This window comes from Myxococcus sp. CA039A (assembly GCF_013336645.1).
GTDB classification, from domain to species: Bacteria; Myxococcota; Myxococcia; order Myxococcales; family Myxococcaceae; genus Myxococcus; species Myxococcus llanfairpwllgwyngyllgogerychwyrndrobwllllantysiliogogogochensis.
Window position 1 is genome coordinate 20,823 of record NZ_JABUMQ010000082.1, and the last position, 14,685, is coordinate 35,507.

Here is a 14,685-nt window from a genome sequence, read left to right on the forward strand (position 1 = left end):
GGTGCGTCAGCGCGCGCACATCGCGCCAGCCCTGGTGCTGGCGCTGTCGCTGCTGTCCGGTTGCAAGGGCTGCAAGGACGAGGGTGCCGACTCCGGCGCCCTCTCTCCGGACGGCGCCGCGCAGACCCCTCGTTCCGGTGTGAAGGTTCCACTGCCGGACGGTTGGTCCGCGCAGGTCGCTCCCGACGACAGCTTCCAGGCGGGCCCGCCCGGCCGCCCGGTGCTTCGAGTGGACCTGCGCCGAGGCCAGGGTGAGCAGTTGCCCACCGTGGACGCGCTGGCGGAGCGCGTGCGCGAGGAGTCGAAGAACTTCGAGGTGTCGCTGGACCAGGAAGAGTCCAAGGACACCTACTCGCTCTTGCGCGTGACGATGGCGCCGAAGCTCGCGGACGGTGGCATCGGCCTCCAGGCCCCCGCGCTCTTCGGTGCCCGCCGCGTGGGCAACGACCTGTTCCTCTGCGCGACGCTGCCCGGCGCCTCACCGGAAGATGTCCGGCTGGCCACCGAGGCGTGCCGCGAAATCGAAGTCCAGTCCTCCCAGTCCAAGTAGCCGCGCGGCCTCACGACGACGGGCCGGTGCCTCCTCGCCCCGCGAGCGAGCCACCGAGCCCCTGGTCCGGCCCATGTCCCCGCTCACGAAGAGGCGCGCGCTCCCGAGCACTGGACCTCCAGGGTCCAGTCGCCTTCCGCGGAACGAACCCGCCGTTTCGGCGTCGGACGGGTCGTCACCGGGAGCGAGCGTGGCAAGGTTGGCTCCAGGAGGTGGTCATGGACTGGAGAGCGAATCTCGTCGAGGACGACGCGGGCGTGAGGCAGGTGCTGGAGCACTCGCGGAGGGTGGCGGTGCTGGGCATCCGCTCGGAGGCGCAGGCGCACAAGCCGGCGTACTCGGTGCCGGCGTTCCTCCAGAAACACGGCTACGACATCGTCCCGGTGTCGGTGCATGGCGAGAAGGAGCCCATCCTCGGCCGGCCCGTGTACTCCGCCGTGGCGGACATCCCGGGGGACGTGGACCTGGTGCAGGTGTTCCGTCGCCCGGAGGACATCGACGCGCACGTGCCGGACCTGCTCGCCAAGAAGCCGCGCGCGGTGTGGTTCCAGCTGGGCATCCGCAATGACGCGGCGGCGGAGAAGCTGGCCCGTGCCGGCATCCGCGTGGTCCAGGACCGGTGCATGAAGGTGGAGCTGATGCGGCTGCTCCAGGAGCGCCAACCTGGTGGCGCGCTCCCTGTCTGACGCCCGAGAGCAGGCAGGCGTGGCGCGGCGCTGAACATTCAGCGAGCGCCGGGCGTCCATCCGATTATGGATGAGAAGATGAACCGGATGGCTCCGAGCTTGGGACGAGGGGTGCACTTCCGTGCACGCCGCGTCGCCATCGTCGCACGGGGACTTCCAGATTCTTTCGCGAGTCCCTAACCTTGTCGTTCCCCCGGCCCGTGGTGGGTCAACACCCCAGCCCATCCTCCGGACCTCCACGCAGCGCCCCGCAAGGAGTTCCCCGCATGTCTTTCACCGGAATGCTCCCCCTTCACCTTGCCACCGTGGACCTCAGCCCCGTGGGGGAGCGGCTGTTCGCCGCTGGAGGGCTCGCAGTCACCGTCCTCGCCGCGCTGTGGTTTGCCTGGACTCGGCCCATGCCGCAGCCCGTGCCCGTGCGCGTGCAGTCCCGTCGCAACCCCCGACGTTAGTCGTCGGATGACGCCGGACCTGGTGGCCGGGTGATGCCCGACCCCAGGTCCGAGCCCCTGGAACTCAGCCGCGCTTGAGCGCGAGGGACAGGGCGAAGTCACCCGCTCCGTCCGTCCACCACGCCGCCAGTCCCAGCCCCGCCGCGTCCAGCTCCGCCTCGACGCGTGCCTGCTCGAACTTGCAGCTCACCTCCGTGCGCAGCACCTCGCCCTCGGCGAAGTCCACCCGGCGCTTCAGGGAGGACAGCCAGACGGACTGCGTGCGCTGCGACACCAGGCGCATCTCCACCCAGGCGTTGTGCTCGTCGAAGGGCGCGACGTGCTCGAACGCCTCCGGGTCGAAGTCCGCGCCCAGCTCGCGGTTGAGCACACGCAGCACGTTGCGGTTGAACTCGGCCGTCACCCCGGCGCTGTCGTTGTATGCGGCGAACAGCCGCGCGCGGTCCTTGATGAGGTCGGTGCCCAGGAGCAGGCCGTCACCGGGCTGCAGGCCCGAGGACAGCTCGCGCAGGAAGCGCGCTCGCTCGGCCGGCTTCAGGTTGCCGATGGTGCCACCCAGGAACGCCACCAGTCGCCGTCCGCCTCCGGGCAGGCGCGACAGGTGGTGCTCGAAGTCGCCCACCACCGCGTGCACGGTGATGCCCGGGTACTCGCGCGCCAGGGACGCCGCCGCGCGCCGGAGGAACGCCTCGCTCACGTCGAAGGGAACGAAGCGCGACAACTGTCCCGCCTCCTCCATCGCATCCAGGAGCAGGCGCGTCTTCTCGCTGGTGCCACTGCCCAGCTCGATGAGCGTCGTCGCGCCGCTCAGCCTCGCCACGTCTCCTGCATGGGCCAGCAGGATTTCCCGCTCACGCCGCGTGGGGTAGTACTCCGGCAGGCGGGTGATGTCGTCGAAGAGCTGGCTGCCCCGCTCGTCATAGAGCCACCGGGGTGACAGCTCCTTGGGCGAGCCGCACAGCCCCTGGAGCACTTCCTGTCGCAGGGCGCGCTTCGCGTCGCCCGGCTTCACGTACACCTCCACCTTCACCCCGGGGACGGCCCGCGTCCCCTCGCCCGAAGTCGTCTCCACCGGCTGCACTGTCGACCTCATTGATTCACCTCACCTCTGACGCACAACGGAAGCCGGCGAAAATCTGCCGCCGGATGGGGTAGTCCCAGTTGCGAAAGCCATTGCGTACCGCCACGGGCGCGCTCGCCCAGGCCCCGCCTCGAAGCACCTTGTAGTCGTCGCCGAAGAACACCTCCGAGTACTCGCGATAGGGATATGCGCGAAAGCCCGCATAGGGATGGAAGTCGCTCGCCGTCCATTCCCAGACATCTCCCAACAGGCCCCAGACGCCCTCGCTGCTGACGCCCTGGGGATGACTGCCCACTCGCGCGGGGCCCCACGCGTCACCGCCCAGGTTGGCGTGCGCGGGCGTGGGCGCGTCGTCGCCCCACGGGTGCTCGCGCGCGACGCCGTCCGAGCCGCGCGCCGCTGTCTCCCATTCGGCTTCCGTGGGCAGCCGCTTCCCCGCCCAGCGCGCGTACGCGTCCGCTTCGTACCAGCACACGTGCTGCACCGGCTCGTTCGAGGGCAGCGGCTCCACCTGTCCGAAGCGCCTGCGCAGCCAGTGTCCTCCTTGCTGGGGCAGCCAGAACTGTGGGTGGCGCAGTTGCTCCGCGCGCACGAAGTCCCAGCCCTTGGGATGCCACCAGCGCGCGTCGTCGTAGCCCCCCGATTCGACGAAGGCGACGTAGTCCCCGTTGGTGACGGGGTGCGCATCCATGAGGAAGGGCGCGACCTCGCGCGCGTGCGCGGGCCGCTCGTTGTCGTACGCCCACGGTGACTCGCTGCCCAGGCGCACCGTGCCGCCGGGGATGAAGACGGGCTGGCGGGTGATGGGAACGGGGCTCGGATGCGGACGCGGCGAGCTGATGCGGTACTCCACGTCCGTCATCAACTGGAGCGTGGCGGCGAGCGTCTCCGCGTGCTGCTGCTCGTGCTGTGCCACCATGCCGAAGACGTACCCGCCCACCAGCAGCGGCGCCTCGCTGTCCTCGGGCACGTGGTCCGACAGGTGCGCGCGCACGGCTTGACGCACGCGCGCGGCGTAGGCGAACGCGGACTCAGGGGACAGCAGCGGCAACAGGGCGCGCGTGTTCCGGGGGTGCTGGAAGGCGTCGTAGATGGCGTCGAAGGCCGGGTCCGTCAGCGCCGGTGCGCCGAGCGCTCGCAGCAGCCACTGCTCCTCGTAGTTGGCGACGTGCGCGACGTCCCAGATGAGCGGTGACATCAACGGCGAGTGCTGGTTCATCAGCACGTGCTCCGGAAGTCCGGCGAGCATGCGCAGCACGCGGGCGCGTGCGGCCTCCAGCTCGGCCCAGGCCCGCGCCTTCCAAGCCCTTCCCGGTGCACTGCCTGGCTGTCGTGTCGTCGAGCTGTCCGTCGTGCGGGACATGGCGCCTCAAGCTAGGGCGTGGAACGGCGTGAGGGTAAGTCCCGGGCCCCTCGGCCGCAGGTCCCCGTGCGGGAATGTACGTTTCCGTGGGGGGCGGCCGACCTGGCCGATGCTGCGACACCTCGCTGGCACTCCACCCGTGACATCGCCTCGCGCCTCGCGTGTTTCCCGCGCGTCGTGAGCGAGCCCGTCCTCCCCGTCAGGATGCGTGGCGCCCGACGCGCGGGCGCACGATTCTGTCCACTTTCGCCGCGTAGACTCGCCCCCAGGGTCGCCGTGAGGGGGAGGGGACCTCTATGCTGTCCACCATGGCCAGCGTCGCGAAGCACAGCTCCGTGCTCGTCGTGGAGGACGAGGACGACATCCGTGCCGCCATCGCGGAGATTCTGGAGAGCGAGGGCTACGACGTCACCATCGCGACCAATGGGCGCGAGGCGATGGAGGAGCTCTCCGACGTGCGCTACGTGCCCCGGCTCATCCTGCTGGACTTGATGATGCCGGAGATGAACGGGCATGAGTTCCTCGCGCGGCGGCAGACCATCCCCCGGTTGCGAAACGTTCCGGTGATGGTGCTCACCGCCGTCACCACCGACATTCCACCCGGCGCCAATGCGCTCCTGCGCAAGCCCTTCTCCGTGGAGGAGCTGCTGGAGGCGGTGCGCAGCATGTTGCCCATCGCCGCCTGAGTGGCGGGGGGCCGGTGCTCACGGCTCACGCTCCAGCGAGAGCAACGTCAGCGTGCGCGAGCGCTCGTCCCACGAGTAGCCCAGGACGAGCCCATGGTGCGCCAGCACGTGTCGACCCAGGCCGCCGCCTTCGGGCAGCGGACCCCGCACCGTGGTGTCCCCCAGCCGCTCCAGCGCGCCCTGCAGCGCCCCGAAGGCCTCCGCGCTCATACGCCCCACCTCTCGCCACGCCTGGGGCGAGTAGTGGATGCGGTGCGGTCCGGGTGGGCGTTGGCGGAGCTGCGGCATGTCCTGGCGTCGACGTTCCTTTCCAGGGGGACTCCCTTGCCAATCCCGTGCCCGCGCGGATCCACCCCGTTCTTCCCCTCTGGGTGCGGGGGAGATGGTTCGAAGCTGAAGGAGTTACAGGAGGAAGCAAAAGAGGCCGGAAGAAACGACAGGTGACGAGGGGTCCTCCGCTCGGAAGGAGGGCGGGGGATCAGCCTCGCCGTGCCCTCGCCCGAGAAGAGGACGAGCCCGCCCGGGTGGCCGGGGGGGAGGCGGCACCCCGAGCCGTCGTCGTGCCCTGGCTGCCCGCTCGCGGCCCGCGTGCTCACGTTTCGACACACGGGGAGGCACGTGGCCCCGGACAAGGAGAAGCCATGGCGGCACGGCGCAGATACACCCCCTGGTCTGCCACGAACGGGCTGCTGTTCGGCGTCATCGCGGGCGTGGTGTTGGGGTTGGCGGAGGTGGTGATGGCCCTGGCCGCGGGTGACAGTCCCATGCGGCCGGTGCGCATGTCCGCGGGCATGGTGCTGGGGCCTCGAGTCTTTGGCGAAGGCTTCCCCATGGGGACGATGGTGCTGGTGGGCGTGGGCCTCCACCTGGCGGTGTCCGCGCTGGTGGGCGTGTTCTATTCGTTCCTCGACGCCATGCTTCCGGTGGATGGACGGGGACGCTGGGAGTTCCAGGCCGCGGTGGGAATGTTGTTCGGCATCGCGGTGTGGCTGGTGGACTTCCAGTTCATCGCGCGGGGCTACTACCCGTGGTTCCTCGACGTGCCGCAGTTCCCCCAAATCGTGTTGCACGCCGTGTTCCTCGGGTTGCCGTTGGCGTTGCTCTTCACCGCGGCGGAGCGACGCCGCGCGCTGATGGACGTGGCGGAGAGCGCGTCTTCATCACCGTGACGTGCGAGTGAAGCGGGAGGCCGCGAGAGGCGCGCGCGAGGCGTGGCGCGCGTTTGAAAAAACGCTGAAGGTATGGTGAAAGTACCCGACCTTCAGGGTTATCTAGGGGCTTCCGAGGCGCCTGGAGCGGGGCCCTCCTTTCGTGGACGACTGACACACGCATGGACACAGAACTGGCGAGCATGCTGGGCGCGGCGGCGAGGGCTGCCCGGGTGCGGATGGGCCTGACGCAGGCCGATGTGGCGGAGCGGATTGGGATGGCGTCGGAGGTGTACGGCCGCCTGGAGCGAGGTCACATGCTCCCCAGCGTGCAGAACCTGCGGCGACTGTGCGTGGTGCTGAATGTGCCGCCCCACCAACTGCTGGGGTTGGGTGATGACCTGGCCGCGCCGCCGCCCGCGAAGGACAAGGCGGGCAGCAAGTCTCGCGAGGATGACACGCCGGAGATGCGGCGGCTGATGCGCAACCTGCGCAAGCTGTCCCCGGTGCAGCTCAAGCTGATGAACCTGGTCGCCTCGGCGATGCAGCAGAAGAAGAAGTGAGGCACCGGGCCCCGGCGCCGTGAGCGCGGGGGCTGTGTCGTGGGCTCGCGGGCCCCGAGGTTCGGAGGTCCGCTGGAGTCCGTGTGGATCCGACCGGTTCGTGCGGAGGATCCACCGACGTGCCCGCTGGGGTGACTCACCTCGGGGCGGGTGATGCCACGAGCACCTCGTCGGGGCCCATCGTCCCAGAGAGGGCGGCCTCCGGTGCGCAGCGCAGGGCCGAGAGCGCCCACCCCAGCAGGAGGATCAACACGACCCACGCGCCCACCATCCAGGGGCTCAGCGTGATGCGGAGTTCTCGGCGTGCCTTGCGGGGATGTGCCCGTGCGCCTCCTCCGGATGAGGACGTGGGCCTCGCCTGGGAACGGGAGCCCCCTGGAGGCGTTGGTCTCCTCGGGGGCCTGTGGATCAGGGGTGTGGGCCAGGGGCCCAGGGTGGAGGAGTCACGAGAGGCGCGTCGCGAGTCCGTCGCGTTCTTCTCGGGAGGTGGCCGCGAGAACAGGGGCCTGTCCCAGTCGAGCGTCGCCGCGCGCAGCGCCGTTTCGAGCGCATCGTGCAACGCGCCGCCATCCGGGAACCGTTCTTCGGGGCGCTTGCGGAGCAGCCGCTGGGTGATGGCCTCCAGTGCGAGGGGGACGTGCTCGTTCAGCGTGGAGGCCGGTGGCGGCATGCGCGTCTCGATGTGCTCGGCCAGCACCTCGCGTGGGAGCGTGAGCGAGAAGGCGGGTGTTCCCGTGAGCATCTCGTGGAGCGTCACGCCCAGGGCGTAGAGGTCATCCGTGGCGCGGAAGGCATAGCGAGCGCTCTTCTGGGAGTGGTGCTCGCGGTGGAAGCGCAGGGCTTCCGGGCTGCGGTACTGGGGCGTGCCTGGAGGGAGGGGACCTTCGGTGAGTGGCAGGGACTCGGCGTGGTTCGCGCTGCCGAAGTCCACCAGGACCGGGGAGTCATCGATGGCGCGCACCAGGATGTTGGACGGCTTGAGGTCGCGGTGGAAGACGCTGCGCGCGTGGAGTTCCTGGAGCGTCAGGGCGAGTCGGGAGAACAGGCGCGCCACGCGGCGCGCGGAGGGGGCCTCGCGCTTCACCCAGGCGGCCAGCGTGGCGCCCTCCACGTAGTCGAGGACGACGTAGTGGTAGCCCGTCCGCGCATCTGGCCAGCGCCCGTGGGCCCAGACGCGCACGACATGGGGGTGCACGGCATGGAGCAGACACGCCAGCTCCCGGATGGCCCGCGCGTCCGTGCGGTCCAGGTCGTCACTGCCCGGCCCGCGCAGCGCGAACTTGAGCGCATGCAGTCGCCCGCCGTGCTCCACCTGGAACACCGCGCCGAAGGAACCCTGACCCAGCCGAGCGAGGACACGCCAGGGACCCACCTTCATCCCCGGACGCAGCGCGAGCGGATGGCCCGTCATCATGGCGTCCCCCGGAGCACCGTGACGGTGGCGCGTCCGAGACGCCTGGACCCCGCGCTCCATCCGGGCCTCGGGAGGGACGCGTCCACGTCATCCCTCGACGCGGTGTGCTCGTGGGTGCATCCGTGCCTCGCGAGAGTCCTCCTGGCGGACGCGTCGCACAGCGGACGCATCGACCGTTCCAGGTGAGGGCACGCGAGGCGGGAGAAGGGGGCAATCATCGACAGGACCCGGGGGTTGGGTTGGAACAATGGGTGACGACCTCCTGGGTTACAACCTAACAGGGTGGCCCCACGTTGGAAGATGGAACAGGTAGGGTCTCGCGCTTGGGGGACGGAGGACCCTCCTGGAATCCATGCACCTCCGGGCTGTAACCACGGGACGCGCGCCGACGTAGCGGGGAACGACACCCATCGGGTGGGCCCATGGCCCGCCATCACGTGACGAGGTCCCCCTGTGCGACTGTGCTTCGCGCCGTGCGCCGTGCTCCTGCTGCTGACCGCCTGTGGTCCGTCCTCCTCCGTGGATGAAGGGCTGGGCGTGGTCGGGGAACTGGACACGTCGGAGGCGGGCATCACCGCCTTCGTGCGGCAGGGGCTCTACCGAGAGTGGCTCGCCGAGCCCGCGCCGCGCAAGTCCGTGAACTCCCACGGGGACAAGGTCCGCGTGTTCTTCAACCCGATGCTGGCGCAGTCGATGGAGGCGGGGAACCCCACGCACCCGGTGGGCAGCATCACGGTGAAGGAACTCTTCGAGTCGGACGGGAAGACGGTGCGAGGGTACGCGCTCGACGTGAAGGTGTCCGAGGGCTCGGGCAAGAACACCTGGGTCTTCTACGAGGGCTTCGGGCCGGACTACGACGACAACTACTACGGACGGGGACACGACACCTGTCATGGATGCCACGCGGCCAACGGGACGGACTACGTCGCCACCCCGCTGCCTCGCTGACGGCGCGTAGACTGCGCCCATGGTCGACGAGCTGATTCGCGGGCTGGGCCTCGTGCCGCATCCCGAGGGTGGTTTCTACAAGGAGACGTACCGCGCGGCGCTGAAGGTGGAGACCCCTCGGGGGATTCGCTCCGCGGGCACGGCCATCTACTACCTGCTGACGCAGGACACCTTCGCCGCATGGCACACCGTCACCTCCGACGAGGTGTGGCACTTCTACGAAGGAGCGCCGCTCGCGCTGTACCTCGTGGGCGCGGACGGACGGCTGGAGACAGTGGTGCTGGGGCGCGACGTGACGAAGGGCGAGCAGCCTCAAGTCGTCGTCCCCGCGGGCGTGTTGCAGGCAGGGGAGTCTCGGGGCGCGTACTCGCTGGTGGGCTGCACGGTGGCCCCGGGCTTCGACTTCTCCGACTGGGAGATGCCGACCCCGGAGTCGATGGTGTCCGAGCACCCCGCGCATTCGGAACTGATGCGCCGGCTGTCTCGGACCCGTCCCTAACCCGCTTCAGCATAGTCCGTTAAGGCAGCCCCCTCGGAGAGGTCATTCGCCCCACTCCGAGCGCGGTTAACTGACATACCTGAAGCGGGTTAGCCGTGTGCTCGTGCGCTACGGCGCGTTGTGCGTGAAGAAGGGGAACGTCTGGAGGGCGAAGTTCCCCGCGGGGTCCTCCAGCCAGACCTCCACGGTGTGCGCGCCGTCCATCAGCTCGCGCGTGTCCAACTCCGCGGTCCACAGGCCCTCCGCGTTCAGCGTCGCGCCGCGAATGCCCGAGCCGTCTCGTGTGAAGGCCACGCTCCGCACGCCGCTGACCGCGTCCGTCACGCGCGCCGTCAACGTCACCACGCCGCTGTACGTCCCCTCCGCCTGGGGAATCAGCAGCTCCGCCACGGGAGGCGCGTTGTCGTAGCGCACCGTGCGAGTGAGCGTCGTGCGCAGGCCCGCCTCGTTCGTCACGGTCAGCGTGAACACGTTGTCACCCGGCCTCAGGGGCAGCAGCGCCTGCACTCCGCCACCCCCGCGCGGCAGCGAGTACCTGCCTCCGCCGGGGCTCACCTCCACCCGGGTCGCCGACTCCGCGTACACGCCGAGGTCGTAGGCCAGGACGTCATCGGGCTGCGGCCCCACGAGCCACCCGTCCGGAAGTCCCGTGGCCACCCAAGGGGCCTGCGCATCCACCCAGACGCGCACCACGCGCTCGGTGACATGGCCCACCGCGTCCGTCGCGCGAATCAGGACGTCATTCGCCCCCTGAGCGAGCCCCACCGTGTGCGTCACCGCGCCACCGCCCGCGGGAAGGTCCGTGACGTGAATCCAGTTCGTCTCCACGCGCACCGGCGACCAATCACGCACCACCACGCGGACCTCCACCTGTCCGTCCGCCAGCGTCGAGTCCTCCTCGGGCGAGAGCACCGTGATTTCGGGCGCGGTGGCATCCACCATCACCGTTGCCTCCTGGCTCGCCTGTCCGCCCAGCGTGTCCATGGCGACCAGCCGGATGACGTTCGCTCCGTCGCGCAACGGAAGCTCGGTCCACACGAAGCCGCCGCTGAAGTCCGGCACCACCGGGTAGCGCTCGCCATGGAGGAGGAAGGCCACGGACTCGATGGAGGCACCCGGGGCCAGGGCCGTCACGAAGCCACACACGCCCACGGAGGTATCACTCGTGAAGCCAGGCAGTCCGCACAGCGTCACCGAGGGCCTCGGATAGGGCGACGGCAGAATCTCCACCGCGCGCGAGGAGGAGCTGCCCAGTCGGTTGTCCCGCATCGGCTGGAGCGTCACGCCCGAGTACACCGCGCGCACATCCGAGGCCCCCAGCACGTCCCACGTCGCACGCGGTCGCCACACGAGCGAGTACACGCCGTCCCCATCCGCGTCGTTGTCCGCGCCCACGGTGACACCCGCCACCATGAACGTCACCACACCCAGACCCGGGCCTCGCGCCTCCCAGCCGTCCTCACCCGTCACTCGCGCGGAGAGCACGTTGTCCAGCGCCACCGTGAGCTGTCCGTCCACGGGTGACTCCACGGTGGTGGTGGTCGGCAGGCCCTGGGTGGGCGGCGGCGGATTCGTGTACGTGGTGACGAGCACGGAGCCCTTCACGCCGTGCGTGCTGTCCGACGCGGCCACCACCATGACGCCCGACGAGAGGGACGGCGCGAGCCCCGGAGGCGCGGACACGGTGAGCGTGACGGTGGCCTCGGCGTCGGGGCCCAGCTCCAACGTGGTGGGGGCAATCGTCGCCGTCCACCCCGTCAGTCCACCCTGCGTGTCGAGCGTGTACGTGTCCGCCTTGTAGCCATGGTTGCGCACGGTGAGCGTGTACGTGGCGCTCTGGACTCGCGGCAGGTCCTGCTCCAGCGGCCTGCTCGGAGCGCCGTCCACGGCGACGCTGACGCTGTAGTCCCCGAAGCACGCGAGCGCGAGCGCGCCGAAGGTGGTGGGGATGTCCGGATAGCGCGTGCCCACGCCCCAGCTCCCGTCCTCGGCCTGTCGCGACTTGAGCCAGTCGAGCGCCTGGGTCATCCGTCCATCCGCGCCCGGCTTGCGACCCGCGAGGCACAGCGCGTACAGCGCCAGACTGGTGGACGTCTCGTCCGCGGGTGCGCCGTCCAGGTTGCCCCAGCCCGGTGCATCACCGAGGGCCCGCGTCGCGAGCAGTCGCGAGGCCAGCGAGTCGAGCGCGGCGGTGTTCTCGCCCTGCTCACCAGGGCCGGCGACCTTCATGCCCACGGCGGCCCAGGCCACCTGGAACGTGTAGCGCTGGCTGTCCTCCAGCGGCCCGTCGGTCATGTCGTCCAGGTGCGCGCGGATGTACGCGGCGGCGCGTTGCAGCGACTCCTGGTAGCGCGCGGCCCTGGCCGGGTCCACGCGCTCGCGAGCCTGGGCCACGGCGGTCATCAGCCGCGCGGTGATGCCCATGTTGGAGGCACCCACGGGCTCGAAGGGGAAGTCCTCCACCCACCGGCCACTCAGCTCCTGGGTGCTCACCGCCCAGTCGGCCGCGCGCACCAGCGCCTCCGTGTAGCGCGTGCCCACCTTCGCGTCGTAGCCGGCGAGCCCGAAGGCCGAGTAGCTGGAGCGCGCGTTGCGGTAGTGGATGCGCTCGTGAATCCACGAGCCGTCGGGCTCCTGCTGCGCCTGGAGGTCCCGCGCCATCGTCTCCATGTTCTCGCGGTTGGTGCGGCCGTTGCGCGTGACGGCCTCCAGGTCGAAGCCAGAGGCGCCCGCGTGGGCCAGGCCGTAGAGGGCCGCGCCATGCCGGTGACAGGCGGTGCAGCCGAAGATGCCCGACCACCCCACCGCGTCCGCGCTGACGAAGTCGAGCGCCTTCTGCGCCGCCTCCGCGTTGGTGGCCGCGCGCGCCGACGTGACGGACAACAGCAGCATGAGCACGAGCCCCAGCGAGGCGGACGAGACAGGACGAAGCGAGAGCGCGCGGAAGAGCATCGGACGTGTGTACCCATGGGCCGGACCGCGCGTGTTTCACGCCCAGGTGCCTTGGCGCCTGAGATGAATCATCGCGCGTGCGGGCCTCATCACAAACAAAGCCACACGAGTGTCCGCGCCCCTCCGCGCGAGAGGGCGGAACGTGAAGTCGCGCCGTGCTCAGAGCGTGGATGACGCATGTCTGAAAACAGGAAGGAGTGTCAGCGCCGGGGCTGGAGAGAGGAATCCACGAGTCGTGTCATCGAGTCCGTGGAATCCCGAATGACAGTCATTGTGAAACGAGCCCCAGGCCCTGGGCTCGGCGCCAGGGTCGGAGAGCGGGCGAGCTGCTTCTCCCTCGCGCGGAGTTGGAGCGGCTTTCGCTTCGGCTCGCGAGGCTCCGTCATTCCCCGGTCTTTCGAGCGGGTGACTCGTCCTCACGTGGCGTGGGCCGCGACGGCTGCTCCGGCTCCAGGTCGCCGGCCGGAAGCTGGGGCAGTGGCCAGCCCTCGAACATGGGCCATGCGCGGTACATGGAGCGGCGCTCCTCGGGCGTGAGCGGGGGCGGTGCCTCGGTGGGCTCCTCGATGCGAGGTGTGCTCCGGGGCGCGGCGGGCGTGGGCTCGCGCAGCAACACGGTGCCCAGCACGATGCACAGCAGGGACATCAAGACGATGCTCCACGCGCGTGCGGGTCCGCGCAGTCCCTTTGGCTCGTCCACGGGGGGCCCTCGACCTCAGAAAGTACCCTGGCTCAACACGTCTCTCTTGGAGATGGTTCCGAGCAGCCGACGGCCACCGTCCACCACGGGCAGCCGCTCGAGCGCCGTCCGTGCGAACCGGGAGGCCACCTCTCCCAGCGACAGCTCGGGGGTGATGGGCTGCACCTGCGTGTCCATGACGTCCTCGGCGATGGTCGCCTGGAGCAGCGCGTGGTCCGGCACATGCCCCTTGAGCGCATCCAGCACCAGCATGCCCCGGTACCGGCCCTCTTCATCCGTGACGTAGAGGTCCTCCCCCGCGGGCGCTTCCAGCAGCAACGCGACCACTTCCTGGAACGGCGCCGAGGGCGATACGCGTTGGCTCACGGGCTTCAGCAACGCCCGCGCGCCCTCCTGTCGCAGCCAATGGGGGATGGTGGCCGGCATGCGCACGTTGCGACGGTTGAGCACGGACGTGTAGAGCGACTCGGGCTCCAGTCGCCGGCTGACGGCGGCGGCCACCACCGCGCTGAGCATCAGCGGCAACACCAGCGGGTAGTCACCGGTCATCTCGAAGATGAGCAGCACCGCGGACACCGACGCATGCGTCGTCCCCGCGAGCACCGCTCCCATGCCCAGCAGCGCATACGCCCCACTGGGGGCACCGCCGGGAAGCAGCCGCTCGGCCATCATCCCGAAGGCGCCGCCCAGCAGCGCGCCGTAGAACAGCGACGGCGTGAAGAGTCCGCCCGGCACCCCCGCGCCCGCGCACAGCGACGTCAGCGCGAGCTTCGCCAGGGGCAGCACGAGCAGCAGGGCGAAGGGCAGTCGCCCCAGCAGCGCCGAGTTCACCGCGTCGTAGCCGTTCCCCAGCAACTGGGGCAGCCACACCGCTGTGATTCCCACGAACGTCATCGCCAGCAGCGGCAGGAACGGCGCGAGCCACGACGCGGCGCGGTCCAGCAAATCCGACATCACGTTGACGCCCCGCACGTAGAACGCGGAGGCGACGCCGAGCACCGCGCCGAGCACCACCGCCAGGAGCAGCTCGCGCGGGTGCAGGAGCGCATAGTCGGGGATGACGTAGCTGGGGTGGTCCGCGATGAGCAGGCGCGAGACGAGCGTGGCCACCACGCAGGAGACGACGATGGGGCCGAACAGCTCCAGCGCGAAGCTGCCCAGCAGCACCTCCAGCCCGAAGAGGGCCGCGCCGATGGGCACGTTGTACGCGGACGCCATGCCGGCCGAAGCCCCGCACGCCACCAGCAGGCGAGCCTGTCCCGGACCCAACCGGAGCCACCGGGCGAGCGACGAGCCGCTCGCCGCGCCCGTGGACAGCAGCGCGCCCTCACGGCCCAGGGGCGCACCCATGGCCACGGCGAGGATGGAGACGAACCCGCGCAACAGCGCGCGCGGCAGGGGCAGTCGTCCCGAGCGCACCCAGATGGACTCGATGATGCCCGCGGTGCCGTGGCCCCGCAGCGGCTGACCGACGACGAGCGACAACAACGTCACCAGCGCCCCGCCCAGCACAGGGATGAGCAGTCGCCGCCACGTGGGCGCCGCCGCGACTCCGGACAGGAAGTCCTCCGATGCGCTCCGCCAGAAGAGCTCCTGGGTGAAGCGCAGCACCTTGAGCAACCCCACCGCGCCCAGCCCCGCGA

The 14,685-nt window shown here is 70.1% G+C and carries 15 protein-coding genes; 8 read left to right on the forward strand and 7 right to left on the reverse strand.

What is annotated here, in order from left to right; translation table 11 throughout:
• The first annotated feature begins 1 nt into the window (after window position 1).
• The 3 genes from HR086_RS15870 (at window position 2) to HR086_RS15880 (ending at window position 1,688) form a co-directional block, all read left to right on the forward strand.
• The gene (locus HR086_RS15870) at window positions 2-550 is read left to right on the forward strand and encodes a hypothetical protein (protein WP_141642459.1); all 549 of its coding nucleotides are present in this window, start codon (window positions 2-4) and stop codon (window positions 548-550) included.
• A gap of 218 nt (window positions 551-768) precedes the next feature.
• Window positions 769-1,236, forward strand: a complete 468-nt coding sequence (locus HR086_RS15875; protein WP_174466034.1) for a CoA-binding protein — start codon at window positions 769-771, stop codon at window positions 1,234-1,236.
• A 266-nt stretch (window positions 1,237-1,502) separates the two neighbouring features.
• A complete protein-coding gene (locus tag HR086_RS15880) occupies window positions 1,503-1,688 on the forward strand; it encodes a hypothetical protein (RefSeq protein ID WP_174456120.1) in 186 nt (61 codons plus the stop codon).
• Between the two features lie 64 nt (window positions 1,689-1,752).
• On the opposite strand, the gene egtD is transcribed toward HR086_RS15880, so the two are convergent.
• Window positions 1,753-2,781 (reverse strand): L-histidine N(alpha)-methyltransferase, encoded by a 1,029-nt coding sequence (gene egtD / locus HR086_RS15885; protein WP_174466035.1) that lies wholly within the window; start codon window positions 2,779-2,781, stop codon window positions 1,753-1,755.
• 4 nt (window positions 2,782-2,785) lie between these two features.
• Complete coding sequence (gene egtB / locus HR086_RS15890; protein ID WP_141642463.1) at window positions 2,786-4,132, reverse strand: ergothioneine biosynthesis protein EgtB; 1,347 nt, start codon at window positions 4,130-4,132, stop codon at window positions 2,786-2,788.
• A gap of 296 nt (window positions 4,133-4,428) precedes the next feature.
• Here egtB and HR086_RS15895 point away from each other — a divergent pair, with 296 nt between their 5' ends.
• Complete coding sequence (locus tag HR086_RS15895) at window positions 4,429-4,818, forward strand: response regulator transcription factor (RefSeq protein ID WP_141642464.1); 390 nt, start codon at window positions 4,429-4,431, stop codon at window positions 4,816-4,818.
• 18 nt (window positions 4,819-4,836) lie between these two features.
• Here HR086_RS15895 and HR086_RS15900 read toward each other — a convergent pair whose 3' ends face one another.
• Window positions 4,837-5,106 carry a hypothetical protein gene (locus HR086_RS15900; protein ID WP_254625175.1) on the reverse strand — a complete coding sequence of 90 codons (270 nt, stop codon included), beginning with the start codon at window positions 5,104-5,106 and terminating at the stop codon, window positions 4,837-4,839.
• A gap of 353 nt (window positions 5,107-5,459) precedes the next feature.
• Between HR086_RS15900 and HR086_RS15905 the strand changes: the two genes are divergently transcribed.
• Window positions 5,460-5,987 carry a hypothetical protein gene (locus HR086_RS15905; protein ID WP_141642465.1) on the forward strand — a complete coding sequence of 176 codons (528 nt, stop codon included), beginning with the start codon at window positions 5,460-5,462 and terminating at the stop codon, window positions 5,985-5,987.
• Window positions 5,988-6,148: 161 nt separating this feature from the next.
• Entirely contained in the window at window positions 6,149-6,529 is a 381-nt protein-coding gene (locus tag HR086_RS15910) for a helix-turn-helix domain-containing protein (RefSeq protein ID WP_141642466.1), read from the forward strand.
• A gap of 136 nt (window positions 6,530-6,665) precedes the next feature.
• Here the strand turns inward: HR086_RS15910 and HR086_RS15915 are convergent, their stop codons facing one another.
• Window positions 6,666-7,943: a serine/threonine-protein kinase gene (locus tag HR086_RS15915; protein ID WP_174466036.1), complete on the reverse strand. Its 1,278-nt coding sequence runs from the start codon at window positions 7,941-7,943 to the stop codon at window positions 6,666-6,668.
• A gap of 453 nt (window positions 7,944-8,396) precedes the next feature.
• Between HR086_RS15915 and HR086_RS15920 the strand changes: the two genes are divergently transcribed.
• Together HR086_RS15920 and HR086_RS15925 are read left to right on the forward strand one after the other, a co-directional pair.
• Window positions 8,397-8,891, forward strand: coding sequence for a hypothetical protein (locus tag HR086_RS15920; protein ID WP_174466037.1), 495 nt, complete (start codon window positions 8,397-8,399; stop codon window positions 8,889-8,891).
• A 19-nt stretch (window positions 8,892-8,910) separates the two neighbouring features.
• Window positions 8,911-9,390, forward strand: a complete 480-nt coding sequence (locus tag HR086_RS15925; RefSeq protein ID WP_174466038.1) for a cupin domain-containing protein — start codon at window positions 8,911-8,913, stop codon at window positions 9,388-9,390.
• Window positions 9,391-9,498: 108 nt separating this feature from the next.
• On the opposite strand, the gene HR086_RS15930 is transcribed toward HR086_RS15925, so the two are convergent.
• The 3 genes from HR086_RS15930 to HR086_RS15940 all read right to left on the reverse strand — a co-directional run.
• Window positions 9,499-12,342, reverse strand: a complete 2,844-nt coding sequence (locus HR086_RS15930) for an Ig-like domain-containing protein (protein WP_174466039.1) — start codon at window positions 12,340-12,342, stop codon at window positions 9,499-9,501.
• Window positions 12,343-12,724: 382 nt separating this feature from the next.
• The gene (locus HR086_RS15935) at window positions 12,725-13,042 is read right to left on the reverse strand and encodes a hypothetical protein (RefSeq protein WP_373564309.1); all 318 of its coding nucleotides are present in this window, start codon (window positions 13,040-13,042) and stop codon (window positions 12,725-12,727) included.
• A 15-nt stretch (window positions 13,043-13,057) separates the two neighbouring features.
• Window positions 13,058-14,685, reverse strand: a 1,628-nt coding sequence (locus tag HR086_RS15940) for a chloride channel protein (RefSeq protein ID WP_174466040.1), incomplete at its 5' end; no start/stop codon positions are given.